Below are 22,967 nucleotides of genomic sequence, written 5' to 3' on the forward strand. Positions count from 1 at the left end.
CGGAGCTCGCCGAGAAAGGCAATGACGATGGACAATGACGACGATGAACGCTTCGCGTCTCTCTGGCTCATTTATGAGCGGGCCTTCCGCGCGGGCCATCTCGCCGCCGGCGCGACGCTGGACGCGGCCGAGGAGACGCTCGCCATCGCGCGGCCGTCGATGCTGCGCCTTTATCGCGGCGAGGATCCCGGAATTGTCATTTTCGATCTCGCGGCGGCGCTGCGAAAGGAAGTCGCCGCCGCCCGCGCCGATCGGATGCGCTTGCTCGAAAGCGCGTCCATGGGCGCCATCGCAAACTGATCGCCGCCGCCCGGCCGGCGCGCCAGGCGCCCGGCCGCGCGTCAAATGGAACGAGGTTCGTCCGTGGAGATAAAATTCGAGGAAGACCCCAAGGCGTCCATGAAAGGCACGTTGGACGCAATCCAGCTCGAGCTGGCGCGCGCCACGCGCCGCGCGACAGAGCGCTCGGGCCACGCTCTGAAGCTGCGTCTGCGCGAAAGAACGGACGCGGCGTTTCCGCCCAAGACGCGGCTCGCGCAAACATGGCGCGGCGACGTCTATCCGGACGCCTCGTCGACGACGCTCGAGCCAGCCTATTACGTCTACACGAAAGCGCCGAAGATCATTCACGCGTTTGACAAAGGCGCGACGATCCGCGCCCGCAACGGCGTGTATCTCGCCATTCCCGCGCCTGCTGCGGGCGTCAGGCAATGGAATCGGGCGCTCACGCCCCGCGAATGGCAAGCGGCAACCGGAATCGAGCTGACCTTCGTTCCGCTCGCCGGCGGGCAACATGCGCTGCTCGTCGCTCACGCCTATTGGCAGAGGCAGGCGCCGAAATACCGGCACAGGCGAAAATTTTCGCCGATCCTCGCTCGCATCATGTCGCGCGGCCAGCGCTTCGTTCCCATTTTCTACTTGTCGAAGCAGACGACGCTGCGCAAGCGGCTCGACATCGAAGCCATCGCCCGCGAATTCGGCGGCTCGTTCCGCGACAGCCTCGAGCGCGAGCTGGCGAAGATGGAATGACGGCGCTTCGCGATCGCCGAGGCGCGCGGCGGGCGCGCAAACTTCGTTCCGTTCGGGAACGAAGTTGCAGCAAGGTCGCTTCAGTGTCCGGCGGGCAGATAGCGGATGGCGGCGAGAATGATTCCCGTTGCGGCGCTCATGATCGAGCCGAGCCAAATTTTCAGATCGCGAGTCGATGTCTCGTTGAGGCGTTAACAAACGACAAATTGTCGCTTGCTAAACCGGCGGAGCCCCGCGCGCGCGGCCGAGGCAAACGAGCGACAATTTTCGTTCGTTTCGTCTAGGCGGAGCCTCGCGCGCGCCGGCGAGGCGTGACCGCACGGACTTACTGCCGAAAACGGAGGAAGTTGAAAAGGTCAGCCCGCGCGCGCGAGGCGGCGCGAGGGCGCCGGGACCGGGTGGCCGAGTTCTTCCGCCGCTTCGATCCAGGCGGCGACCGCATCGCGCGCATTGACGACCGCTTCCTCTGGCGTCTCCCCGTCCGACATGCAGCCGGGCAAGTCGGGGGCCGTCGCGACGAAACCGCCGCCATGTTCTGCGGACAGCGGCTCGACGATCAGGGGATAATCCGTTGGCTGCAACGTCATGGAGAGCCTTTCCGCCGTCGACCCGCGACGCGTCGGGGCCGTCAATGATTGTGGCTGCGCCGCTCTGCGGCGAGCGCGACAATCCAGCCGAGAGCCGCGACGACGAGCGGCAGGATCACGAAAGCGAAAAGCTGTGTCCCGGTCATTCTTTCAATCCCCCGAGAACGCGTCTCGCGGCCAAATGTAGCGCCGCCGCGGCGAAAAGCCAAATGGCGGCGCCGGCGACGATTGTCGGAAGAGGGACGCCCGAGGCTGCATTGACGTTGTAGAAAGCGGCGGCGACCGGCGCGAGCACGCCGACGGTGAACGACGAGCCCGCCGCTGTGTTCAGCGCCGCCGCCAAGAGCTTCACGCGCTCGTTGTGAACGAGGCTCATGGGTTCTTCCGCAGTCTCACGCCCGGACCTTCCCCATTCGCTTCGACAAAAATCACGCCGGCCCCCTCTAGCGCGGCGCGGATCGCCGATTGTGTGGATTGATAGGGCTCCCGCTTTCCCGACTCGAAATCAGCGATCGTCGCGCGACCGACCTTCGATTGCTTGGCGAGTTCGTCTTGTGACCACCCGATCAGGCCACGGGCGGCTCTAAGCTGTCCGGCCGTGATGCTCATCGAACCTCATGCAAATTGTATTGACCTTACCGCAAGGTCATGTATTTTGCATGAGCTATCACAATCCGCTCGCACGAGCAACAACGCCGCCGGGAAAGCCCTTCCCTGCGCACGCCGGAGCTTTGTCTAATGCCCTGGAAAATCGCAGCAACCCTCTACTTTCTCATGCCCTTCGCGCTCGTCGCGATTCCCTTCCTCGTCGTCGAGACGGCCCGCGTCGTCGCCACAATCCGCGCCGAGCGCTGCCGATGACTGGCGCTCCCGAGCCCGCCGACGACCTAGAGGAGCTTGATATTGTGGAGAAACTCCAGAATATCGACGAGCGCCTGCATGGGCTCTCGCTCGCGTTCGCCGGAGCCGATCTCGCAAGCGACGCCTTCCTGGCGTTGTCCGCCATCCTCGACGACGCGCGGGATCGCTGCGCCGCGCTGAGCGAGACGCTGCGCTCACAGGACGCGAGAAAGCGCGCCCGCGGCGAACCGCGCGTCGGACGCGTCTTTTTCGACGAGCAGGGCGCGGCCCTCGCCGAAAGCGTCGCAGCCCTCGCCCAAAGCGTCGCGGCCCTCGACAGCGCGGCTGATCCGATCTTCGCGGCGATCGAGCGCCACAACGCGCTGCGCAAGGTCTATGTGCGCCTGCTCAACCGCATCGATATCGACGGCGAGGGGCGGATCGACGCCGATGAGGATCAGCGGATTTTCGAGCGCGCAGCGCGGCGAGACGCCGAAGCCCTCAACACCGTCGCCAAGACCGCGCCGACCACATTCGCCGGCCTCGTCGCCGCGCTGCGATACCTCGCCGACTATGACACCGAGACTCGCGCTTTGCCGCGCTTCGTTTTCACCGTCGCCGATGCGTATCCCGATTTGACCCGCATCAAAGGAGTTGGAGAATGAAAGCGCATTCGACCCGCCGCACGATCCTCGCCGGCCTTGCCGCGACGCCGATCGCCGGGCTCCCCGCGCTCGCCGCCGGCGGCGAGCTGGCGACGCTGATCGCTCGACATTCCAGCGCCGGGGAAATATTCGGCGCCGCGTATGACGAACTCGATCGCGTGGAGCGAGCATGGTTCAAATCCGAGCACGGCTTCACCATACCGATTTTCATCGGCGGCTCGGCCGGCTCCGAGAATGGACCGGACGAAGTTCGGGAATTCATAGCGGGCGCCTACAGGCATAATCGCGAGGCGCTCGAGCGGCTGGCTTGCATCGAGCCAGAGCTGGCCGAGCAGATGCGCCGCGCGCTCGACGCGAAGGAAGCGGAAAATCTCGCGATGGCGGGCGCGCTCTTTGCCGAGGAGGACGAGCGCAAGGAAGCCTTCGGCCTCGGGCCCGCCCTACGGCGCTACCACGAAGCGGAGGAGGCTGAAGAAGAGGCGGCGCTCGCTCTCTGCTCATATCGCTGCCGGAGCTTGGAAGAGGCGCGCATAAAGGCCGCGGCGATCTTGGAATCGGCTATCGCGGACGAGTTCCGCAACAAATTCTGCGTGGCCTTCCTGGAATCGTTTCTCGAGGCAGGCGCATGAGGTCGGCGCCGCCCTCCGGCGGCCGGCGCGGCGCGCGCCGGCTGCTTCGCAAGGGCCTCGCTATGGCCCTGCGCGCCGTGGCGGCGGCACTGCGCCGCTTGGTCTATCTCGTCGAAGTGCTCGCTGCCGCCGGCGCTCGGCTCGGCCGGCGCAAGTGAGCGCGCCGGCGACGCTATCGGGAGATTTGCCGCATGCAGTTTCATCGCTGGTTCAAAGCGCAGGGCGCGGACTTCCTGGACATGCGTCTTCGGAAGCTCCCAGCAGGGCTGTTCAAGCATCTCTACTTCCTGCGCTGCCTCGCCGCCTGCAACGGTGGCGCGCTGCCGCCGGTCGCGGAAATCGCCTTTCTGCTCGGCTCGAGCACTGCCGCCGTCGAGCGCCGACTCGCGGCCCTGCGCGAGGCGGGCTTGATCGCCGAGGCCGGCGGCGAGCTGCGGATCGCCGGCGACGAGGGCGCGGCCGAGGCTCCCGAGGTCCTGTCCGGAGCCGAGCGAACGCGCCGCTGGCGCGACCGGCGCGGCGCCAGCGGTGACGGGCCGCGTGACGAGGCCGTGACGCTTGGTGACGGCATAGAGAAAGATCAAGAGGGAGAGACAGACTCCCCGCGCGTTCCGCGCGGTGCGGCGGTCTATGAGCGTTTTGACGAATTCTTCGAAACCTTCCCGGCTCGCGACGAGGAAAGCCCGAGAGAGCCGGCGCTCGCGGCATGGCGCCGGGCCGTGGTCGACGACGGCGCCGACCAAGCGCAGCTCATTCGCGCGGCGAAGGCCTATGCGGCGGCGATCGCGAGCCGTGAGCGGCGTTTCATCTGCTCGCCGGCGCGATGGCTGTCCGAGGCCCGCTGGCGCGCCAGCGGGCCGCCGCAGGCCGCGGAAGCCGCGCCAGAGCCGGCGGGCGTGTGGATCGAGGTCGGCAAGCCAGGGTGGGAAGAATGGTCGGCATGGTGGCGCGCGACCAAGAGACGAAGCCCGCCGATCGACAAGCTCGGCGGCTGGCGGTTCCCCTCCGCACTCCCTCCCGAGGCGCCGCAGCTCGCTGCATGACGGCGAGCCTCGCGCGACAAAAGTCGCACGCTGCGACTTTTGTCCGGTCAAAATGGTCGCACCCTGCGACCATTTCCGAACGTGCTTCACGGTCCCGCCGCGGGACCGTGAAAGCCTGTCCGACGCGCGTCCACCGGTGGCGACATGGTGGCGATTTTTAGCTTTCAGAAGGTCGGCTAGACTGGGAAAATCGCCTCTAAGCCTTTGTTTTGCTTGGTGAGCGCGATGGGACTCGAACCCATGACCCTCTGATTAAAAGTCAGATGCTCTACCGACTGAGCTACGCGCTCGCTCCAAGCCCGCCCGCGTTCTCGCCTCTCGGCGTCGCGATGGGACCGCCGACCCCTAACCGTTGCGGCGGCGCCGGTCAACCCATCCACTTCACATAGAGCGCGAACAGCACGAACAGAACAGTCGACGCCACTGTCGTGATCGCCGCCTTCATCCACAGTCTCGGCGCCGCCGGCGCGCCCGGGTCGCCGCCCTCCGGGGTCTCGCCCTCCTCCTGCGACGAGCGCACGCCGATCGGCAGGATCGCGAACAGTACAATCCACCACATTGTCAGATAGATCGCGATCGCGAGCGGCGTCGAGAACGGCATGGTGCGGCCCTCCTCCCCGCGCGGGCTCAGGCCTGCTCGAGCTCGACCAGCGCGCCGTTGAAATCCTTCGGGTGCAGGAACAGCACCGGCTTGCCATGGGCGCCGATCTTCGGCTCGCCGTCGCCCAGCACGCGCGCGCCGGCCGCCTTCAGCGTGTCGCGCGCAGCGAGAATATCCTCGACCTCATAGCACAGGTGATGAATGCCGCCGGCCGGATTCTTGGCGACGAAGCCGGCGATGGGCGAGGCTTCGCCGAGCGGCTCCAGCAGCTCGATCTTGGTGTTGGGCAGTTCGACGAACACCACCGTCACGCCATGCTCGGCGATCGCCTCGGGCTCGGAGACTTTCGCGCCGAGCGTGTTGCGATAGGTCGCGGCGGCCGCCGCGAGATCGGCGACGGCAATGGCGACATGATTGAGGCGTCCGATCATTTCTCGTTCCTGGCGTGAACAGCTTCGCCGTTACATGCGCCATCAGGCTTCGATGATCAATACATGCACCTGCGGTTTCTTGCCCCAGACCGCATTGACGCTCGCCCGCACCGCGCGCTCGATCGCCGTCGCCGCGGCGTCGAGGTCGCGCCGTTTCTGCCGCGGCAAATTGTCGAAGGTGCGGAAGATCGCCTCGTCCACCACCTCGCCCATGTCCTCGCCGCTCTGGCCGCGCTTCGGCAGGCCGGCCAGCATCACGTCGGGATCGCCGACCATGTCGCCCCGCTTGTCGATGGCGAGAGCCAGCGAGACGACGCCGGAAAAGCCGAGCTTGGCGCGCTCGCGCACCGCGCCGTCATTCTCGCCGACCAGCACGTCGCCGTCCTTCAGCAGCCGGCCGCTCGGCGTCTTGCCGACGACGCAGAGCTCTCCGGGCATCAGCCGCACGATGTCGCCATTGCGCGCGCCATGCACCTGGCCGACGCCGCGCGCCTCGGCGAAGGCGCGGTGGACGGTGAGATGATGCCCCTCGCCGTGCACCGGCACAGCGGCGCGCGGGCGCACCCAGTCATACATTTGCGCCACCTCGCCGCGTCGCGGATGGCCGGAGCAATGAACGAGATGATCCTGATCGGTGATCACCTCCATGCCCTGATCGCAGAGCTTGTTGACGACGCGGTTGACCTCGCGGTTGTTGCCGGGAATGGCGCGCGACGAGAAGATGACGCGATCGCCCGCCGCGAGCTTGATCGCCGGATGCTCCTTATCGGCGACGCGCGCCATCGCCGCGCGCGGCTCGCCCTGGCTGCCCGTCGCCAGCACCACGATTTTTTCACGCGGCAGCGCGGCGAACATGTCGAGCGACAAGAACGGCGGCAGGCCGTCGAGAAAGCCGCATTCGCGCGCCACCTGAACGACGCGCTCCATCGCCCGTCCGGCGATCACCACGCTGCGGCCGGCCGCCTGCGCCGCCTCCGCCACCGAGCGCAGGCGCGCGACATTGGAGGCGAAGGTCGTCACCATCACGCGATGCTCGGCCTCGCCGATCAGCCGCATCAGCGTCTTGGCCACATCGCTCTCGGAGAAGCTGTCGCCCTCGCGCAGAATATTGGTCGAATCGCAAATGAGCGCGTCGACGCCCTCGTCGCCGAGCGCGGTGAATCGCGCCGCGTCGATGCGATGGCCGACGCGCGGCTCCGGGTCGATCTTCCAATCGCCGGTGTGGATGGCGAGGCCGAGCGGCGTGCGCAGGGCGAGAGCATTGGCCTCGGGGATGGAATGGGCGACGGCGATCAGCTCCACATTGAACGGGCCGATGTCGAGCCGGTCGCCGGTGGCGACGGTCACGAGCTTGATATTGGGCGCGCCGGCCTCGGAGAGGCGCCGCGCCTCCAGCAGTCCGGCGGCGAAGCGCGTCGCATAGACCGTGCAGCGCAGCTTGGGCCACAGGAAGGACAGCGCGCCGATATGGTCCTCATGCGCATGAGTGATGACGAGCCCGACGAGATCGCGGCCGATCTTCTCGACGAAGGAGACGTCGGGCATCATGAGATCGATGCCGGGAAGCTCGGGACCCGGAAAAGCGAGGCCGCAATCCACCATCAGCCATTTGCGCGCGCGCGGGGGGCCGAAGCCGTAGAGCGCGGCGTTCATGCCGATCTCGCCCACGCCGCCGAGCGGCGCGAACACGAACTCGTCTGCTTCCTCGTTCATGGGCGTCGCTCCGGCTCGGGCCGGGCCGCCAGGGCCGGCAAGAAAATGTCACCTGCTTCGATGGCGCGGCGCCCGCCTTCGGCTGAAATAATGAGGCGCCCGTCTCGGTCTATGGTCTCGAAGCGTCCCCGCAGCGTTTCTCCGGGCAAGCGCGCCTCGATTTCCTCGCCGAGCCCGGCCGCATAGGTGAGCCAACGCTCGCGCAGAGCCGGAAAGCCGGCGCCGCTCGACCAGAGCTGCAGCGTCTCTTCCATATGGTCCGAGAGGCAAGCGAAAAGCGCGCCGGCGTTCGTCGGCGCGGAGAGGCGGGAGAGATCGCTCGCGGGATAGGGCAGCCCCTCGGGCGCGGCCGCGCAATTGACGCCGACGCCGATGATGCAGGCGAAAGGCGCGGCCGGGTGGGCCGGCTGCGCCCCTTCCAGCAGCACACCGGCGAGCTTGGCGCCGTCGAGCAGCACGTCGTTCGGCCATTTGAGCGCGAGGCGATGCGGCGCCCCGGTGATCTCGATCAGCGCGGCGATGGTCGCGAGTCCGGCGACGAAGCCGAGCTGCGGCGCAATGGCCGGCGCGCCGAAACCGGACAGCAGCAGGCTCGCATGGAGATTGCCCTCGAGCGAGCTCCAGCTGCGGCCCAGACGCCCGCGGCCCTTGGTCTGCCGCGCCGCGACAATCCACAATGGGCCGGGATCGCCCGCCTCGGCGCGGCGCCGAGCCTCGTCATTGGTCGAGTCGATGGTCTCGAAAGCCGCGAGGCGCACGCCGCGCGCATAGGCGCGGCGGCCGAGCTCGACCTTTTCCATCTTCGGTCAGAACAAGGATTTCGCGGCCGCCGTCGCCGCTTCCACCACCGGCGCCGGATAGAGCCAGAAGCCGAGCAGAAAGACAGTGGAGACAGCGAGAACGGCGCGCAGCGACAAAGGCGAATGATCGAAAGCCGGAGCCGGCTCGTCGAAATACATCACCTTCACGACGCGCAGATAATAATAGGCGGAGATGGCGCTCGCCAGCACGCCGAAGATGGCGAGCGCGTAGAGCCCCGCGTCCACCGCGGCGAGCAGCACGTAATATTTGGCGAAGAAGCCGGCCAGCGGCGGCACGCCGGCGAGCGAGAACATCAGCATGGCGAGGAAAAAAGCCGCCGCGCCATTGTTGCGCGAAAGGCCCGAGAGATCGGCGATGTTCTCGACCGCCCGGCCCTCGACGCGCATCTGCAGAATGGCGGCGAAGGCGCCGAGCGTCATCACCAGATAGATGGCGAGATAGATGGCGACGCCCCTTACGCCGGCCTCGTCGCCCGCCGCGAGGCCGACGAGCGCGAAACCCATATGGCCGATCGAGGAATAGGCCATCAGGCGCTTGATATTGGTCTGGCCGATCGCCGCGAAGGCGCCGAGCAGCATAGAGGCGACGGCGAGGAAGACGACGATCTGCTGCCATTGCGCGGCGATGCCGGGAAAGGCGGTGACGGCGATGCGCGCGGTGATGGCGACCGCCGCCATCTTCGGCGCCGAGGCGAAGAAGGCGGTGACCGGAGTCGGCGCGCCCTCATAGACGTCGGGCGTCCACATATGGAAGGGCGCGGCCGACATTTTAAAGGCGAGGCCGGCGAGCACGAAGACGAGGCCGAAGACGACGCCGAGCGGCGGCGCCCCGGTGATCGACTTGGCGATGCCGTCGAAGGAGATGGTCCCGGCGAAGCCGTAGAGCAGCGAGGAGCCGTAGAGCAGCATCCCCGAGGAGAGCGCGCCGAGCACGAAATATTTGAGGCCCGCTTCCGAGGCGCGGGCGTCGTCGCGCGCGAAGGCCGCGGCGACATAGAGCGCGAGCGACATCAGCTCGAGCCCGAGATAGAGCGCGATGAGATTATCGGCCGAGACGAGCAGCAGCATGCCGATGGTCGACAGAACCACCAGGATCGGAAACTCGAAATTGCCGAGCTTGGCGCGCTGCAGAAAGTCGCGCGACATGAGGATCGTCACCAGCGAGCCGATGAGCGTGAGGAGCTTCACGAAACGGGCGAAGGCGTCGTCGACGAACGCGCCCTCGAACAACGACGCCTGCGCGTCGCCGCCGAACAGCAGCGCGAGGATGGCGAGGCCCAAGAGGCCGATCGCCAGCTCATTGACGAGGCCGAAGGCGCGCGATCCACGGAAGGAGCCGACGAGGATCAACGCCAGCACGCCGAGCGTGAGAATGGTTTCCGGCAGGAAGTGATGCGCGAGAGCGGTTGTGAACGACATTGGCGGCGACCGATCAGTGAGCGGCCTGGGCCGCGACTTTGAGCGCGTCCGCCAGGGCCGTGTGGGATTGCAGGAGATTGGCGACGGAGGCCGCCGACGCATCGATGATCGGCTGCGGCTGCACGCCGTAATAAATGGTGAGCGCGATCAGCGGCACGAAGAGCACGAGCTCGCGCGCCGAGAGATCGGTGATTGCGGCCAGGCTCGGCTTGTCGAGCGGACCGAAGATCACGCGGCGGTACAGATAGAGCGCATAGGCCGCGGACAGGACGACGCCGCTGGTCGCGAACAGCGCGACCCAGCTATTGGCGACGAAGGCGCCGGTGAGTGTGAGAAACTCGCCGACGAAGCCCGAGGTGCCCGGCAGGCCGACATTGGCGAGCGTGAACACCATGAAGGTGAATGCGTAGAGCGGCATACGATTGACGAGGCCGCCATAGGCGGCGATCTCGCGCGTGTGCATGCGGTCGTAGATGACGCCGACGCACAGAAACAATGCGCCGGAAACGAAGCCGTGCGAGATCATCAGGAACATCGCGCCCTGCAGGCCCTGTGTCGTCATGGTGAACAGGCCCATGGTGACGAAGCCCATATGCGCGATAGAGGAATAGGCGATCAGCTTCTTGATGTCCTCCTGCACCAGCGCGACCAGCGAGGTGTAGATGACGGCGATCACCGACAGCGCGAACACGAGCGGCGCGAATTGCGCCGAGGCGTCGGGGAACATGGGCAGCGAGAAGCGGATGAAGCCATAGCCGCCCATCTTCAACAGGATCGCCGCGAGGATCACCGAGCCCGCCGTCGGCGCCTCGACGTGCGCGTCCGGCAGCCAGGTGTGCACCGGCCACATCGGCATCTTCACCGCGAAAGAGGCGAAGAAGGCGAGCCACAGCCAAGTCTGCATCTCCGGCGGGAACTGCGTCTCCAACAGAACGGCGATGTCGGTGGTGCCGGTCTTGCCATAGATCGCGAGGATCGCGATCAGCATCAAGAGTGAGCCGGCGAGCGTGTAGAGGAAGAATTTGAAGCTCGCATAGACGCGCCGCTTGCCGCCCCAGACGCCGATGATGAGGAACATCGGAATGAGGCCGCCCTCGAAGAAGAGGTAGAACAGCACGAGATCGAGCGCGCAGAACACGCCGATCATCAACGTCTCGAGCACGAGAAAGGCGACGAGATATTCCTTGACGCGGAACTTCACCGATTCCCAGGAGGCGAGAATGGCGAAAGGCGTCAGGAAGGTCGTCAACAGCACGAAGGGAATGGAGAAGCCGTCCACGCCCATCTTATAGGTGAGGCCGGAGCCGAACCACGCCCTCTGCTCGACGAGCTGAAAGGCGGCGCTCGCCGTGTCGAAACGTCCCCAGACGACGAGCGACAGCGCGAACACGATGACGGTCGTCAGCAGCGCCGCCCATTTGGCGTTGCGCAGCGTCGCTTCATCCTCGCCTTTCAGCGTGAGGATGAAGGCCGCGCCCACCAGCGGCAGGAAGGTGAGGCCCGTGAGAATGCCGAAACCGAACATCAGCGCAGACCTCCCGCGACGAACCAGGTGACGAACGCCGCGACGCCGATCAGCATGGCGAAGGCGTAGTGATAGACATAGCCAGTCTGCAGACGCACAGCGAGCCGCGCCCCGTCGACGACGCGCGCCGCGATCCCATCCGGGCCGAGCCCGTCGATGATGCGGCCGTCGCCGCCCTTCCACAGGAGGCGGCCGAGCGCGAATGCGGGACGCACGAAGATCGCGTCATAGAGCTCGTCGAAATACCATTTGTTGAGCAGGAACCGGTACAGCCTCGGAAAGGCTCCGGCGATCTTCTGCGCCGTGCCCGGCGCGAGCTGGTAGACATAGAGCGCGACGAGGAAGCCCAGCGCCATCATCACGGTCGGCACGAAGGAAATCCACTCCGGAATCTCGTGCATCGCATGCAGGATGTGATTCTCCTGGCCGGTGTAGATCGCGCCTTTCCAGAACTCCTCATAGGCGTGGCCCGAGAAGAAGCCGGCGAAGACGAGGCCCGCGCCGAGCGCGCCGACCGACAGCACGATCAGCGGGATCAGCATCACGATCGGCGATTCGTGCGGAGCGTGATGGCCATGGTCGCCATGCGCGTGGTCGTCCTTCGCATGGTCATCATGGGCATGATCATCGTGAGCGTGAGCGTCATGCCCATGCGCAGCAGCGTGCGCAGCCGGGGCATGCGCGTCGCCATGCGCCTCCTTGGCCTTGCCGAAGAAGGTCATGAACACGAGGCGCCAGGAGTAGAAGGAGGTGAGGCCCGCCGCGATCACGGTGGAGAGGAAGGCGAAGAAGGCGACGCCATGATGGGCGCTCGCCGCATAGGCCGCCTCGATGATCTGGTCCTTGGAGAAATAGCCGGCCGTGTAGGGAAAGCCGGTCAGCGCCAGAGTGCCGATCGTCATCATCGCGAAGGTGACGGGGATTTTGTTCCACAGCCCGCCCATGTTGCGCATGTCCTGCTCGTGATGCATCGCATGAATGACCGAGCCGGCGCCGAGGAACAGCAGCGCCTTGAAGAAGGCGTGGGTGTAGAGATGGAACACGCCGACCGAATAGGCGCCGACGCCTTCGGCGACGAACATATAGCCGAGCTGCGAGCAGGTCGAATAAGCGATGACGCGCTTGATGTCGTTCTGCACCAGGCCGATCGTCGCCGCGAAGAAGGCGGTGACGCCGCCGATCAGCGTGACGAAAGCCAGCGTGTCCGGCGCATATTCGAAGATCGGCGACAGGCGCGCGACCATGAAGACGCCAGCGGTGACCATGGTCGCCGCATGGATGAGCGCCGAGACCGGCGTCGGTCCCTCCATCGCATCCGGAAGCCAGGTGTGCAGCAGGAACTGCGCCGACTTGCCCATGGCGCCGGTGAACAGCAGGAAGGTCGCCAGCGTCAGCGCGTCGAAATCGGCGCCGAACACATGGATCTTCTGCCCCGCGATGCCCGGCACGGCGGCGAACACCTGCTCGAAGCCGACCGATTGCGTGAGCTGGAAGACGAGGAAGATGCCGAGCGCGAAGCCGAAATCGCCGACGCGATTGACGACGAAGGCCTTGATCGCCGCGGCGTTGGCCGAGGGCTTCTGATACCAGAAGCCGATGAGGAGATAAGAGGCGAGTCCGACGCCCTCCCAGCCGAAGAACATCTGCACGAGATTATCGGCGGTCACCAGCGTGAGCATGGCGAAGGTGAACAGCGACAGATAGGCGAAGAAGCGCGGACGGTGCGGATCCTCGTGCATGTAGCCGATGGAATAAAGATGGACGAGCGCCGAGACGCTGTTGACGACGACGAGCATCACCGCCGTCAGCGTGTCGACGCGCAGCGCCCAGTCGACGCTGAGCTTGCCCGAGGTGAACCAGTTGGCGAGCACCGGCGCGCTCGCATGGCCATGGCCGAGCGCGACGTCAAAGAACACCATCCAGGAGAGCCCGGCCGCGATGACGAGCAGCGTCGTCGTCACGAGCTCGGACGGACGCGCGCCGATGCGTCGCCCGAACAGGCCCGCGATGAGAAAGCCGATGAGCGGCAGGAAGACGATAGCTTGGATCATCGGCGCTCAGCCCTTCAGAGAGTTGATGTCCTCGACCGCGATGGTGCCGCGGTTGCGGAAATAGGTGACGAGAATGGCGAGGCCGATCGCCGCCTCCGCCGCCGCCACCGTCAGGATGAACAGAGCGAACACTTGTCCGGTGAGATCGCCGAGCGCGGCCGAGAAGGCGACGAGATTGATGTTCACCGCGAGCAGGATCAGCTCCACCGACATCAAGATTATGATGATGTTCTTGCGGTTGAGGATGATGCCGGCGACGCCGAGCGTGAACAGGATCGCCGCGACGACGAGGTAATGGGTGAGACCGACGGCCATTGCTGCGTTTCCTTCAGACGCCCGCCCGCGAGGGCACTTTTTTGATCTCGATCACATTCTCGCGCGTGCGCGCATTCTGCTCCGCGATCTTCTGCCGCTTGACGCCGGGGCGGTGATGCAGCGTCAGCACGATCGCGCCGATCATGGCGGTGAGCAGCACCAAGGCGGAGGCTTGGAAGAACACGAAATACTTCGTGTAGAGCACCTGACCGAGCGCCGCGGTGTTGGAGACGCCGGCGGCGATGGGCGTCTGCGCCGCCTCGAGCGCGCTCGGCGCGCTCTGCCAGCCGACCGCGATCATGCCGAGCTCGATGAGCACCACAGCGCCGACCCCGGCGCCGAGCGGCAGATGCTTGGAGAAGCCCTGGCGCAGCTCGGCGAAATCGACGTCGAGCATCATCACGACGAAGAGGAACAGCACCGCCACCGCGCCGACATAGACGACGACGAGGATCATCGCGAGGAATTCGGCGCCGGCGAGCAGGAAGAGACCCGCGCCATTGACGAAGGCGAGGATGAGAAAGAGCACCGAATGGACCGGATTACGCGCGACGATCACCGCGAAAGCCGATGCGATCAGCACCGCCGAGAAAAGATAGAAGAATGCTGCTGCCACTTTGGTCGTTCCTCTTCTCGCAGCCCGATAGCGTCCCGCGGTCTTTTAGAGCGCTACCGATCCGATCGGATCGCGCTCCAGCATTTTCTCGTTTTTGATCGACCGAACGATTCCGTTCGATCGGAAAGCGCTCTCAACCCTCAGCGATAGGGCGAGTCCATCGCGATGTTGCGCGCGATCTCGCGCTCCCAGCGCGCGCCGTTCTCGAGCAGGCGATCCTTGTTGTAGTACAGCTCCTCGCGCGTCTCGACGGCGAACTCCTGGTTCGGCCCCTCGACGATGGCGTCCACCGGGCAAGCCTCCTGGCAGAAGCCGCAATAGATGCATTTCACCATGTCGATATCATAGCGCGTCGTGCGGCGCGTGCCGTCGTTGCGGCGCGGGCCGGCCTCGATGGTGATGGCCTGCGCCGGGCAGATCGCCTCGCACAGCTTGCAGGCGATGCAGCGCTCCTCGCCATTGGGATAGCGGCGCAGCGCATGCTCGCCGCGAAAGCGCGGCGAGATCGGATTCTTCTCGTGCGGATAGTTCAGCGTCGCCTTCGGCTTGAAGAAATAGTGCATCGACAGGAAGAAGGCGGCGATGAACTCGGTGAGGAAGAGCGATTTCGCTGCTTGATCGAGCTTCATGACACGGGCCCCTTAGTTCGCGCCCGCCGAGCCGGCGAATTGCAGCACGGCGGCGACGAGGATCACCATGACGAGAGAGATGGGAAGGAACACCTTCCAGCCGAGCCGCATGAGCTGGTCGTAGCGGTAGCGCGGCACGAAAGCCTTCACCATGGCGAACATGAAGAAGAAGAAGGTGACCTTCAGCACGAACCAGATGACGCCCGGAACCATGTCCAGCGGCGCGATGTGGACGGGCGGCAGCCAGCCGCCGAAGAACAGCAGCGTCAGCAGCGCGCACATGGTGAGGATGGCGACATATTCGCCGAGCATGAACAGCATGTAGGGCGTCGCCGAATATTCGATCATGAAGCCGGCGACGAGCTCCGACTCCGCCTCGACGAGATCGAAGGGCGGGCGGTTTGTCTCGGCCAGCGCCGAGATGAAGAAGATCACGAACATCGGCAGGAGGCGCAGCCAATACCAGCCGAGCATCCCATATTGCGTGTCCTGCGCGCGCACGACCTCGGTGAGATTGAGCGAGCCGGCGCAGAGCAGAACGGTGATGATGACGAAGCCGATCGAGACCTCGTAGGACACCATTTGCGCGGCCGAGCGCAGCGCCGAGAGGAACGGATATTTCGAGTTCGACGCCCAGCCGCCCATGATGATGCCATAGACGCCGAGCGAGGAGATGGCGAAGATGTAGAGAATGCCGACATTGAGATCGGCGACCGCCCAGCCGTCATTGACCGGGATCACCGCCCAGGCGGCGACGGCGAGCATGGCGGTGACGAAGGGCGCCAGCAGGAACACGCCCTTATTGGCCGTGTCCGGAATCACCGGCTCCTTCAGCACGAATTTGAGCATGTCGGCGAAGCTCTGGAGCAGGCCCCAGGGACCGACGACATTGGGGCCGCGGCGCAATTGCACCGCCGCCCACACCTTGCGGTCGATATAGATCGCATAGGCGAGATAGACGAGCAGCACCACCGTCAGCACGACGCTCTTGACGATGATGATGAGGAGATTGAGCAGCCAGCCGTCGATCACGTCTTATGCTCCTATTCGGCAGCGCGGCTGAGCCGGCCCTGCGCCAGCGCCGAGCATTCGGCCATGGTGGCCGAGGCGCGGGCGATCGGATTGGTGAGATAGAAATCGGCGATGGCGGCGACGAAATCGTCCTTCCACGCCGTCGCCGGCTGCAGCGCCACCGCCTCGAGATCGGCGATATTCGCCGGCTCGATCCGGTCGAGCTTGGCGATATGCGGATGCGTCTTGGCGAGCTCGGCGCGCAGCTGCGCGAGCGAGTCGAAGGGCAGAGGCGCACCGAGCGCCCCCGAGAGCGCGCGCAATATGGCCCAATCCTCGCGCGCGTCGCCGGGCGGGAAGGTGGCGCGCAGCGCCTCTTGCACGCGGCCTTCCGTGTTCACGAAGAGGCCGAATTTTTCCGTATAGGCGGCGCCCGGCAGGATCACATCGGCGCGATGCGCGCCCTTGTCGCCATGGGTGCCGAAATAGACGACGAAGGCGCCCGGCTCGATCGCGATCTCGTCGGCTCCGAGATTGAAGATCAGCTCGAGCGCGCCGGCCTTGGCCATCTCGCCGGCGTCGAGCCCGCCCTGCCCCGGCGTGAAGCTAAGATCGAGAGCGCCGACGCGCGCGGCCGCCGTATGCAGCACGCTGAAGCCGTTCCAGCCGTCGCCGAGCGCGCCGTGCTTCTTGGCGATCTGCGCGGCGAGCGCGAGAATGGCGCGGCCGTCCGGACGCGTCAGCGCGCCCTGGCCGATCAGAACGACGCGCTTGTGGGAGCCGGTCGGCGCGCTGTCGAGGAAGCGCGACAGCGAGTCCGGCCCGGCGCCGAGATAATCATAATCATAGGTGAGGTCCGCCGCCTCGCCGACGAGCGAGATGGGGAAGTCGCCGCGCAGCCAGCGCTTGCGAATGCGCGCGTTGAGCACCGGGGCTTCCTTGCGCGGATTGGAGCCGATGATCAGCAGCGAATCCGCGTCGTCGATCCCCGCGATGGTCGCGTTGAAGAGATAAGACGCGCGGCCGAAGCGCGGGTCGAGCTTGGTCCCATCCTGGCGCGCGTCGAGATTGACGCTGCCGAGCCCTTCGACGAGCAGCTTCAGCGCGTAGATTTCCTCGAGCGCGGCGAGATCGCCGACGAGGGCGCCGATCTTCTGCGGAGCGGTCGCCTTGGTCTTGGCGGCCACGGCGGCGAGCGCCTCCTGCCAGGAGGCGGCGCGCAGCTTGCCGTTCTCGCGAATATAGGGACGGTCGAGACGCTGGACCTTGAGTCCGTCGACCACCTGACGGGTCTTGTCGGAGATCCACTCCTCATTCACCGCCTCGTTCACGCGGGGAAGAATGCGGATCACCTCGCGGCCGCGCGCATCGACGCGGATCGCCGAGCCGAGCGCGTCCTGCACGTCGATCGTCTCGGTCTTCTGATATTCCCACGGGCGGGCGCGGAAATTCTGCGGCTTGGGCAGCAGCGCGCCGACGGGGCAGAGATCGGTGACATTGCCCTGCATCTCCGACGTCATCGCCGTCTGCAGATAGGTGGTGATCTCCATATCCTCGCCGCGGCCGATCGCGCCCATGTCGCTGGTGCCGGCGATCTCCGCCGTGAAGCGCACGCAACGGGTGCAATGAATGCAGCGGTTCATCGCCGTCTTGACCAGCGGACCGATATATTTGTCCTCGACCGCCCTTTTGTTCTCGGCGTAGCGCGAGCTGTCGCCGCCGAAGGCGAGCGCCTGATCCTGCAGATCGCATTCGCCGCCCTGATCGCAGATCGGACAGTCGAGCGGATGATTGACGAGCAGGAACTCCATCACGCCTTCGCGCGCCTTCTTCACCATCGGAGTCTTGGTGAAGACTTGCGGCGGCTCGCCATTGGGGCCGGGGCGCAAATCGCGAACCGACATGGCGCAGGAGGCCGCGGGCTTGGGCGGACCGCCCTTCACCTCGACGAGGCACATGCGGCAATTGCCGGCGATCGACAAACGCTCGTGAAAGCAGAAGCGCGGCACCTCGGCGCCGGCCTCCTCGCAGGCCTGCAGCAGCGTATATTCGGCCGGAACGTCGACCTCGACGTCATCGACGAGAATCTTGGTCATGTGAGCGCCTTACTCTGCCGCGACCTTCACCGGGTCGGGATGCGGATTGGCGGCATAGCGGTCGATGCGCCGCTCGATCTCGCCGCGGAAATGATTGATGAGGCCCTGGATCGGCCAGGCCGCCGCGTCGCCGAGCGCGCAGATCGTATGACCTTCGATTTGCTTCGACACGTCGAACAGCATGTCGATCTCGCGCTTATGCGCGCGCCCTTCCGCCATGCGGGTGACGACGCGCCACATCCAGCCCGTGCCTTCGCGGCAGGGCGTGCATTGGCCGCAGCTCTCATGCTTGTAGAAATAAGCGAGGCGGGCGATGGCGCGGATGATGTCGGTCGACTTGTCCATCACGATGACGGCGGCCGTGCCGAGGCCGGAGCCGAGCTTCACGAGGCTGTCGAAATCCATCGGACAGTCGATGATCTGATCGGCCGGAACGAGGCGCACCGAGGAGCCGCCGGGGATGACGGCGAGAAGATTGTCGGAGCCGCCGCGCACGCCGCCGCAATGGCGGTCGATCAGCTCGCGGAACGGGATCGACATCGCCTCTTCCACATTGCACGGCTTGTTCACATGGCCGGAGATGGAGAAGAGCTTGGTCCCCGTATTGTTGGGCTTGCCGATGCCGGCGAACCAGCTCGCGCCGCGACGTAGAATGGTCGGAACCACGGCGATCGATTCGACGTTATTGACCGTGGTGGGACAGCCGTAGAGGCCGACATTGGCCGGGAACGGGGGCTTGAGGCGCGGCATGCCCTTCTTGCCCTCGAGGCTCTCGATCAGCGCCGTCTCCTCGCCGCAGATATAGGCGCCGGCGCCGTGATGCACATAGAGATCGAAAGGATAGCCGTGGACATTGTCCTTGCCGATGAGCCGCGCCGCATAGGCTTCGTCGACCGCGCGCTGCAGCGCGACGCGCTCGGCGATGAACTCGCCGCGCACATAGATGTAGCAGGCGTGCGCGCCCATGGCGAAGGAGGCGACCATCGCGCCCTCGACCAGCGTATGCGGGTCGTTGCGCATGATCTCGCGATCCTTGCAGGTGCCGGGCTCCGATTCGTCGGCGTTGATGACGAGATAGGAGGGGCGCGCCGGATCGGGCGTCTTGGGCATGAAGGACCATTTGAGGCCGGTGGAGAAGCCGGCGCCGCCGCGTCCACGCAGCCCCGAATCCTTCACCTCCTGAATGATCTTATCGCGGCCGAGCGCGAGCAGCGCCTTGGTGTTGTCCCACTGGCCGCGCTTGCGCGCGCCGGCGAGGCCACGGTCGCCATAGCCGTAGAGATTTGTGAAGATGCGATCCTTATCGGCGAGCATGTGGGTCACTCCGCCTGCGCTTTGGCGCCGTCGCCGTAGAGAGAGGTGAGGCTCGTCAGTCCGCCCGCCGGCTCCGAGGAGATGCGGCCCGTCTGCGAGCCGGTCTTCACCGGCCGGCCAGCGGCGAGATCGTCGAGCAGCTTCTCGAAGCTCTCGGCCGTCAGATCCTCGTAATAATCATCGTTGATCTGCACCATCGGCGCGTTGCAGCAGGCGCCGAGGCATTCGACCTCGAGCCAGGAGAACAGGCCGTCCGCCGACACATGGCGTTGCGGGCCGACGCGGCGCTCCAGCACGGCGATGAGATCATCCGAGCCGCTCAGCATGCAGGGCGTGGTGCCGCAGAGCTGCACGTAGAACTTTCCCACCGGCTCGAGATTGAACATGGTGTAGAAGGTCGCGATCTCGAGCACGCGGATGTAGGGCATGCCGAGCGTCTGCGCGACCTTCTCGATCGCCTTTTGCGGCAGCCAATAATCATTCTGCTTCTGCGCCTGCCACAGGGCCGGCACGACGACAGACGCCTGACGTCCGTCCGGATATTTGGCGATCTGCGTCTCGAGCCACGCCAAATTCTCGGGCGTGAACTCGAAGCTCGAGGGCTGCTCCTCGGCGAGACGACGGGTAGACATCAGCGATCGACCTCCCCGAACACGATATCGAGCGAACCGAGAATCGCCGAGACGTCGGCGAGCAGATGGTTCTTGCAGAGAAAATCCATGGCCTGCAGATGCGCGAAGCCGGGCGCCCGGATCTTGCAGCGATAGGGCTTGTCGCCGCCGTCCGAGACCAGATAGACGCCGAACTCGCCTTTCGGCGCCTCGACCGCCGCATAGACCTCGCCGGCCGGCACCTTGAAGCCCTCCGTGTAGAGCTTGAAGTGATGGATGAGCGCCTCCATCGAGCGCTTCATCTCGGCGCGAGGCGGCGAGCAGATCTTGTTGTTCACCGCCGCCACTGGGCCGCGATTCTCGGGCTTCAGCAGCTTCTCGACGCATTGCTTCATGATGGAGGTCGATTGGCGCATCTCCTCCATGCGGATCACCGCGCGGTCGTAGCAGTCGCCATTCTTGCCGATGGGGATGTCGAACTCCATCTCCTCGTAGCAGTCATAGGGCTGCGACTTGCGCAGATCCCAGGGTGCGCCGGAGCCGCGCACCATCACGCCGGAGAAGCCGTATTTCCACGCGTCCTCGAGCGAGATGACGCCGATGTCGGCGTTGCGCTGCTTGAAGATGCGGTTGCCGATGAACAGCTCCTCGAGATCGTCGCAGACCTTCAGGAACGGATCGCAGAAAGCGCCGATGTCCTCGACGAGCTGGTCGGGCAGATCGCGGGCGACGCCGCCGGGACGGAAATAATTGGCGTGCATGCGCGCGCCGCTCGCCCGCTCATAGAACACCATGAGCTTCTCGCGCTCCTCATAGCCCCACAGCGGCGGGGTGAGCGCGCCGACGTCCATCGCCTGCGAGGTGACGTTGAGAAGATGCGAGAGCAGACGGCCGATCTCGGCGTAGAGCACGCGGATCAGTTGACCGCGACGCGGAACCTCGACGCCGAGCAGGCGCTCGATGCCGAGACAGAAGGCGTGCTCCTGATTCATCGGCGAGCAATAGTCGAGCCGATCGAAATAAGGCACGTTCTGCAGATAGGTGCGCGCCTCCATCAGCTTCTCGGTGCCGCGATGCAGGAAGCCGACATGCGGATCGCAGCGCTCGACCACCTCGCCGTCGAGCTCGAGGATCAGCCGCAGCACGCCGTGAGCGGCCGGATGCTGAGGTCCGAAGTTGAGGTTGAAGTTGCGGAGGCTCTGGTCGTTCATCGGGTGTGTCCCAGGCGGGGGAAGAGCGAATAGCGAGTGGCGAAGGACGAGTGGATATTCATCTCACCCCTTCACTTGCTCGCCTTCTCGTCGCCCGGAAGGTCGTATTGAACGCCCTCCCACGGGGACAGAAAGTCGAACTTCCGATATTCTTGGGTCAGGTTCACGGGCTCATAGACGACCCGCTTGCGCTCGTCGTCGTAGCGGACCTCGACATAGCCGGTCATCGGGAAATCCTTGCGCAGCGGATGTCCGTCGAAGCCATAATCGGTCATGATGCGGCGCAGGTCCGGATGGCCGTCGAAGATCACGCCGAAGAGGTCGTAGGTCTCGCGCTCGAACCAATCCGCGCCGGGATAGAGGCTCGTCAGCGAAGTCACCGGGGTCGCCTCGTCAGTCTGCGTCTTGATGCGGATGCGCTGATTGCGCCGCGGCGAGAGCAGATGCGTCACGACGTCGAATCGCTGCTCGCGCTCGGGGTAATCCGCCGCGGTGATGTCGATGAAGCTGACGAACAAAAGCTCCGGATCGTCGCGCAGCGCGCGCGCCGCGTCGAGCCAGCGCGACCGCTCCACCTCGATGGTGAGCTCGCCATAGGCGATTTTGAGACCGGTCACGATCCCGGGCAGGGCCGCCGCCACCTTCTCGCCGAGCAGTTCGAGTTCCGCGCTCATGAAAGGCTCACCTCGCTAGAAGAAACCGACGGCTCGTCGCGCCGTCGGTTCGCTTCGTCCTCGTTTCTCTGCGCCTCGGGCGAGGCGCGCAGCGTCAGCGTTCGATCGTGCCGCTGCGACGGATTTTCTTTTGCAGCAGCAGCACGCCATAGACGAGCGCTTCCGCCGAAGGCGGACATCCGGGGACATAGATGTCCACCGGAATGATGCGGTCGCAGCCGCGCACCACCGAATAGGAATAATGATAGTAGCCGCCGCCATTGGCGCAGGAGCCCATGGAGATGACGTAGCGCGGCTCGGGCATCTGGTCATAGACCTTGCGCAGAGCCGGGGCCATCTTGTTGGTGAGGGTGCCGGCGATGATGATGACATCCGACTGGCGCGGACTGGCGCGCGGCGCGAAGCCGAATCGCTCGAGGTCGTAGCGCGGCATGGCCGCCTGGATCATCTCCACCGCGCAGCAAGCGAGGCCGAAGGTCATCCACATCAGCGAGCCGGTGCGGGCCCAGTTGATGATGTCGTCGGTCGCGGTGACGACGAAGCCCTTGTCGGCCAGCTCGTCATTGAGGCCGAGATAGAAGGGGTCGTCGGCGCCGACCGGCTTGCCGGTGCGCGGATCGACGAGGCCCTTGGCCGATGGCGCGACGAGAGTCGGGCTCTGGCGCGTGATCAATCCCATTCGAGCGCTCCCTTGCGCCATTCGTAGACGAAACCGACGGTCAGCACGCCGAGGAAGAACATCATCGACCAGAAGCCGAAGGCTCCCGCCTCCTTGAAGGCGACCGCCCAGGGGAAGAGAAAGGCGACCTCGAGGTCGAAGACGATGAACAGCAGCGCCACCAAATAGAAGCGCACGTCGAATTTCATGCGGGCGTCGCCGAAGGGATTGAAGCCGCACTCATAGGCGGACAGCTTCTCCGGATCGGGGGCCTTGAAGGCGATGAGAAACGGAGCGACGAGCAGCGCGCCGGAAATAATCGCCGCGAGGGCGATGAAGATCACGAGCGGCAGATATTGATCGAGAAGGCCTGGCATGGCTGTGTCCGACGTTGGCGGCGGAGGGCGGCGCGCGTGTCGACGGGGGTCGGGACCCGGGGCGCCGTCCGGCCGCGCGTTCCGTAACAAAGCGTATAGAT

28 protein-coding genes and 1 tRNA gene are annotated in these 22,967 nt (G+C 65.4%); 7 read left to right on the forward strand and 22 right to left on the reverse strand.

The window, feature by feature from the left end:
• Window positions 1-21 precede the first annotated feature (21 nt).
• Window positions 22-300, forward strand: coding sequence for a hypothetical protein (locus CQW49_RS05220; protein ID WP_003608886.1), 279 nt, complete (start codon window positions 22-24; stop codon window positions 298-300).
• A gap of 63 nt (window positions 301-363) precedes the next feature.
• The gene (locus CQW49_RS05225; protein ID WP_003608884.1) at window positions 364-1,029 is read left to right on the forward strand and encodes a DUF6441 family protein; all 666 of its coding nucleotides are present in this window, start codon (window positions 364-366) and stop codon (window positions 1,027-1,029) included.
• 356 nt (window positions 1,030-1,385) lie between these two features.
• Here CQW49_RS05225 and CQW49_RS05235 read toward each other — a convergent pair whose 3' ends face one another.
• The 3 genes from CQW49_RS05235 to CQW49_RS05245 form a co-directional block, all read right to left on the reverse strand.
• Entirely contained in the window at window positions 1,386-1,616 is a 231-nt protein-coding gene (locus CQW49_RS05235) for a type II toxin-antitoxin system HicB family antitoxin (protein WP_003608882.1), read from the reverse strand.
• 142 nt (window positions 1,617-1,758) lie between these two features.
• Entirely contained in the window at window positions 1,759-1,992 is a 234-nt protein-coding gene (locus tag CQW49_RS05240) for a hypothetical protein (protein WP_003608877.1), read from the reverse strand.
• Window positions 1,989-2,225 carry a helix-turn-helix domain-containing protein gene (locus tag CQW49_RS05245; protein ID WP_003608875.1) on the reverse strand — a complete coding sequence of 79 codons (237 nt, stop codon included), beginning with the start codon at window positions 2,223-2,225 and terminating at the stop codon, window positions 1,989-1,991. The genes CQW49_RS05240 and CQW49_RS05245 overlap by 4 nt, the downstream gene beginning before the upstream one ends.
• A 129-nt stretch (window positions 2,226-2,354) precedes the next feature.
• Between CQW49_RS05245 and CQW49_RS26030 the strand changes: the two genes are divergently transcribed.
• Genes CQW49_RS26030 through CQW49_RS05260 form a run of 5 tightly spaced genes read left to right on the forward strand, consistent with a single transcriptional unit; the run spans window position 2,355 to window position 4,793 of the window.
• Window positions 2,355-2,477, forward strand: a complete 123-nt coding sequence (locus CQW49_RS26030; RefSeq protein WP_003608873.1) for a hypothetical protein — start codon at window positions 2,355-2,357, stop codon at window positions 2,475-2,477.
• Between the two features lie 44 nt (window positions 2,478-2,521).
• Window positions 2,522-3,121 carry a hypothetical protein gene (locus CQW49_RS05250; protein ID WP_155931314.1) on the forward strand — a complete coding sequence of 200 codons (600 nt, stop codon included), beginning with the start codon at window positions 2,522-2,524 and terminating at the stop codon, window positions 3,119-3,121.
• Entirely contained in the window at window positions 3,118-3,750 is a 633-nt protein-coding gene (locus CQW49_RS05255; RefSeq protein WP_003608869.1) for a hypothetical protein, read from the forward strand. The genes CQW49_RS05250 and CQW49_RS05255 overlap by 4 nt, the downstream gene beginning before the upstream one ends.
• The gene (locus CQW49_RS24385; protein ID WP_003608868.1) at window positions 3,747-3,908 is read left to right on the forward strand and encodes a hypothetical protein; all 162 of its coding nucleotides are present in this window, start codon (window positions 3,747-3,749) and stop codon (window positions 3,906-3,908) included. Before CQW49_RS05255 ends, CQW49_RS24385 begins: the two co-directional genes overlap by 4 nt.
• 33 nt (window positions 3,909-3,941) lie before the next feature.
• A complete protein-coding gene (locus tag CQW49_RS05260) occupies window positions 3,942-4,793 on the forward strand; it encodes a helix-turn-helix domain-containing protein (protein WP_003608867.1) in 852 nt (283 codons plus the stop codon).
• 214 nt (window positions 4,794-5,007) lie between these two features.
• On the opposite strand, the gene CQW49_RS05265 is transcribed toward CQW49_RS05260, so the two are convergent.
• From CQW49_RS05265 to CQW49_RS05355, 19 genes are all read right to left on the reverse strand, one after another.
• Window positions 5,008-5,083: transfer RNA gene (locus CQW49_RS05265), tRNA-Lys, on the reverse strand.
• 77 nt (window positions 5,084-5,160) lie between these two features.
• Window positions 5,161-5,394 carry a DUF1467 family protein gene (locus CQW49_RS05270; RefSeq protein ID WP_003608865.1) on the reverse strand — a complete coding sequence of 78 codons (234 nt, stop codon included), beginning with the start codon at window positions 5,392-5,394 and terminating at the stop codon, window positions 5,161-5,163.
• A 26-nt stretch (window positions 5,395-5,420) separates the two neighbouring features.
• On the reverse strand, window positions 5,421-5,825 hold the full coding sequence (mce, locus tag CQW49_RS05275) for a methylmalonyl-CoA epimerase (RefSeq protein ID WP_003608863.1): 405 nt from the start codon (window positions 5,823-5,825) through the stop codon (window positions 5,421-5,423).
• A 42-nt stretch (window positions 5,826-5,867) separates the two neighbouring features.
• The gene (locus tag CQW49_RS05280) at window positions 5,868-7,538 is read right to left on the reverse strand and encodes a ribonuclease J (protein ID WP_065083632.1); all 1,671 of its coding nucleotides are present in this window, start codon (window positions 7,536-7,538) and stop codon (window positions 5,868-5,870) included.
• On the reverse strand, window positions 7,535-8,338 hold the full coding sequence (locus CQW49_RS05285) for a biotin--[acetyl-CoA-carboxylase] ligase (protein ID WP_003608861.1): 804 nt from the start codon (window positions 8,336-8,338) through the stop codon (window positions 7,535-7,537). The genes CQW49_RS05280 and CQW49_RS05285 overlap by 4 nt, the downstream gene beginning before the upstream one ends.
• Before the next feature lie 6 nt (window positions 8,339-8,344).
• Window positions 8,345-9,778 carry an NADH-quinone oxidoreductase subunit NuoN gene (gene nuoN / locus CQW49_RS05290; protein ID WP_003608860.1) on the reverse strand — a complete coding sequence of 478 codons (1,434 nt, stop codon included), beginning with the start codon at window positions 9,776-9,778 and terminating at the stop codon, window positions 8,345-8,347.
• Between the two features lie 13 nt (window positions 9,779-9,791).
• Window positions 9,792-11,303, reverse strand: a complete 1,512-nt coding sequence (locus tag CQW49_RS05295; RefSeq protein WP_003608859.1) for an NADH-quinone oxidoreductase subunit M — start codon at window positions 11,301-11,303, stop codon at window positions 9,792-9,794.
• The gene (gene nuoL, locus CQW49_RS05300; RefSeq protein ID WP_003608858.1) at window positions 11,303-13,354 is read right to left on the reverse strand and encodes an NADH-quinone oxidoreductase subunit L; all 2,052 of its coding nucleotides are present in this window, start codon (window positions 13,352-13,354) and stop codon (window positions 11,303-11,305) included. Before nuoL ends, CQW49_RS05295 begins: the two co-directional genes overlap by 1 nt.
• A gap of 6 nt (window positions 13,355-13,360) precedes the next feature.
• The gene (gene nuoK, locus CQW49_RS05305; protein ID WP_003608857.1) at window positions 13,361-13,669 is read right to left on the reverse strand and encodes an NADH-quinone oxidoreductase subunit NuoK; all 309 of its coding nucleotides are present in this window, start codon (window positions 13,667-13,669) and stop codon (window positions 13,361-13,363) included.
• Between the two features lie 13 nt (window positions 13,670-13,682).
• Window positions 13,683-14,285, reverse strand: coding sequence for an NADH-quinone oxidoreductase subunit J (locus CQW49_RS05310; protein ID WP_003608856.1), 603 nt, complete (start codon window positions 14,283-14,285; stop codon window positions 13,683-13,685).
• A gap of 140 nt (window positions 14,286-14,425) precedes the next feature.
• Window positions 14,426-14,914 carry an NADH-quinone oxidoreductase subunit NuoI gene (gene nuoI, locus CQW49_RS05315; RefSeq protein ID WP_003608853.1) on the reverse strand — a complete coding sequence of 163 codons (489 nt, stop codon included), beginning with the start codon at window positions 14,912-14,914 and terminating at the stop codon, window positions 14,426-14,428.
• Between the two features lie 12 nt (window positions 14,915-14,926).
• Window positions 14,927-15,946, reverse strand: a complete 1,020-nt coding sequence (gene nuoH, locus CQW49_RS05320) for an NADH-quinone oxidoreductase subunit NuoH (protein WP_003608850.1) — start codon at window positions 15,944-15,946, stop codon at window positions 14,927-14,929.
• A gap of 11 nt (window positions 15,947-15,957) precedes the next feature.
• Complete coding sequence (gene nuoG / locus CQW49_RS05325; RefSeq protein ID WP_003608848.1) at window positions 15,958-18,021, reverse strand: NADH-quinone oxidoreductase subunit NuoG; 2,064 nt, start codon at window positions 18,019-18,021, stop codon at window positions 15,958-15,960.
• A 9-nt stretch (window positions 18,022-18,030) separates the two neighbouring features.
• Entirely contained in the window at window positions 18,031-19,335 is a 1,305-nt protein-coding gene (gene nuoF, locus CQW49_RS05330) for an NADH-quinone oxidoreductase subunit NuoF (protein ID WP_003608846.1), read from the reverse strand.
• Window positions 19,336-19,340: 5 nt separating this feature from the next.
• A complete protein-coding gene (gene nuoE / locus CQW49_RS05335) occupies window positions 19,341-19,967 on the reverse strand; it encodes an NADH-quinone oxidoreductase subunit NuoE (protein WP_003608844.1) in 627 nt (208 codons plus the stop codon).
• The gene (locus tag CQW49_RS05340) at window positions 19,967-21,157 is read right to left on the reverse strand and encodes an NADH-quinone oxidoreductase subunit D (protein ID WP_003608842.1); all 1,191 of its coding nucleotides are present in this window, start codon (window positions 21,155-21,157) and stop codon (window positions 19,967-19,969) included. The genes nuoE and CQW49_RS05340 overlap by 1 nt, the downstream gene beginning before the upstream one ends.
• Before the next feature lie 71 nt (window positions 21,158-21,228).
• Window positions 21,229-21,831 (reverse strand): NADH-quinone oxidoreductase subunit C, encoded by a 603-nt coding sequence (locus CQW49_RS05345; protein WP_003608840.1) that lies wholly within the window; start codon window positions 21,829-21,831, stop codon window positions 21,229-21,231.
• Window positions 21,832-21,925: 94 nt separating this feature from the next.
• The gene (locus CQW49_RS05350; protein ID WP_003608838.1) at window positions 21,926-22,510 is read right to left on the reverse strand and encodes a NuoB/complex I 20 kDa subunit family protein; all 585 of its coding nucleotides are present in this window, start codon (window positions 22,508-22,510) and stop codon (window positions 21,926-21,928) included.
• Complete coding sequence (locus CQW49_RS05355; protein ID WP_003608837.1) at window positions 22,501-22,866, reverse strand: NADH-quinone oxidoreductase subunit A; 366 nt, start codon at window positions 22,864-22,866, stop codon at window positions 22,501-22,503. The genes CQW49_RS05350 and CQW49_RS05355 overlap by 10 nt, the downstream gene beginning before the upstream one ends.
• Between the last annotated feature and the right edge of the window lie 101 nt (window positions 22,867-22,967).

Source organism: Methylosinus trichosporium OB3b (genome assembly GCF_002752655.1).
GTDB classification, from domain to species: Bacteria; Pseudomonadota; Alphaproteobacteria; order Rhizobiales; family Beijerinckiaceae; genus Methylosinus; species Methylosinus trichosporium.

Excerpts from the sequence above, each read along its gene's own strand:
- CQW49_RS05220 (WP_003608886.1), top strand. The coding sequence starts at position 22 with ATGACGATGGACAATGACGACGATGAACGCTTCGCGTCTCTCTGGCTC.
- CQW49_RS05235 (WP_003608882.1), bottom strand. The coding sequence starts at position 1,616 with ATGACGTTGCAGCCAACGGATTATCCCCTGATCGTCGAGCCGCTGTCC.
- CQW49_RS05240 (WP_003608877.1), bottom strand. The coding sequence starts at position 1,992 with ATGAGCCTCGTTCACAACGAGCGCGTGAAGCTCTTGGCGGCGGCGCTG.
- CQW49_RS05245 (WP_003608875.1), bottom strand. The coding sequence starts at position 2,225 with ATGAGCATCACGGCCGGACAGCTTAGAGCCGCCCGTGGCCTGATCGGG.
- CQW49_RS26030 (WP_003608873.1), top strand. The coding sequence starts at position 2,355 with ATGCCCTGGAAAATCGCAGCAACCCTCTACTTTCTCATGCCCTTCGCG.
- CQW49_RS05255 (WP_003608869.1), top strand. The coding sequence starts at position 3,118 with ATGAAAGCGCATTCGACCCGCCGCACGATCCTCGCCGGCCTTGCCGCG.
- CQW49_RS24385 (WP_003608868.1), top strand. The coding sequence starts at position 3,747 with ATGAGGTCGGCGCCGCCCTCCGGCGGCCGGCGCGGCGCGCGCCGGCTG.
- CQW49_RS05260 (WP_003608867.1), top strand. The coding sequence starts at position 3,942 with ATGCAGTTTCATCGCTGGTTCAAAGCGCAGGGCGCGGACTTCCTGGAC.
- CQW49_RS05270 (WP_003608865.1), bottom strand. The coding sequence starts at position 5,394 with ATGCCGTTCTCGACGCCGCTCGCGATCGCGATCTATCTGACAATGTGG.
- mce (WP_003608863.1), bottom strand. The coding sequence starts at position 5,825 with ATGATCGGACGCCTCAATCATGTCGCCATTGCCGTCGCCGATCTCGCG.
- CQW49_RS05280 (WP_065083632.1), bottom strand. The coding sequence starts at position 7,538 with ATGAACGAGGAAGCAGACGAGTTCGTGTTCGCGCCGCTCGGCGGCGTG.
- CQW49_RS05285 (WP_003608861.1), bottom strand. The coding sequence starts at position 8,338 with ATGGAAAAGGTCGAGCTCGGCCGCCGCGCCTATGCGCGCGGCGTGCGC.
- nuoN (WP_003608860.1), bottom strand. The coding sequence starts at position 9,778 with ATGTCGTTCACAACCGCTCTCGCGCATCACTTCCTGCCGGAAACCATT.
- CQW49_RS05295 (WP_003608859.1), bottom strand. The coding sequence starts at position 11,303 with ATGTTCGGTTTCGGCATTCTCACGGGCCTCACCTTCCTGCCGCTGGTG.
- nuoL (WP_003608858.1), bottom strand. The coding sequence starts at position 13,354 with ATGATCCAAGCTATCGTCTTCCTGCCGCTCATCGGCTTTCTCATCGCG.
- nuoK (WP_003608857.1), bottom strand. The coding sequence starts at position 13,669 with ATGGCCGTCGGTCTCACCCATTACCTCGTCGTCGCGGCGATCCTGTTC.
- nuoI (WP_003608853.1), bottom strand. The coding sequence starts at position 14,914 with ATGAAGCTCGATCAAGCAGCGAAATCGCTCTTCCTCACCGAGTTCATC.
- nuoG (WP_003608848.1), bottom strand. The coding sequence starts at position 18,021 with ATGACCAAGATTCTCGTCGATGACGTCGAGGTCGACGTTCCGGCCGAA.
- nuoF (WP_003608846.1), bottom strand. The coding sequence starts at position 19,335 with ATGCTCGCCGATAAGGATCGCATCTTCACAAATCTCTACGGCTATGGC.
- nuoE (WP_003608844.1), bottom strand. The coding sequence starts at position 19,967 with ATGTCTACCCGTCGTCTCGCCGAGGAGCAGCCCTCGAGCTTCGAGTTC.
- CQW49_RS05340 (WP_003608842.1), bottom strand. The coding sequence starts at position 21,157 with ATGAACGACCAGAGCCTCCGCAACTTCAACCTCAACTTCGGACCTCAG.
- CQW49_RS05345 (WP_003608840.1), bottom strand. The coding sequence starts at position 21,831 with ATGAGCGCGGAACTCGAACTGCTCGGCGAGAAGGTGGCGGCGGCCCTG.
- CQW49_RS05350 (WP_003608838.1), bottom strand. The coding sequence starts at position 22,510 with ATGGGATTGATCACGCGCCAGAGCCCGACTCTCGTCGCGCCATCGGCC.
- CQW49_RS05355 (WP_003608837.1), bottom strand. The coding sequence starts at position 22,866 with ATGCCAGGCCTTCTCGATCAATATCTGCCGCTCGTGATCTTCATCGCC.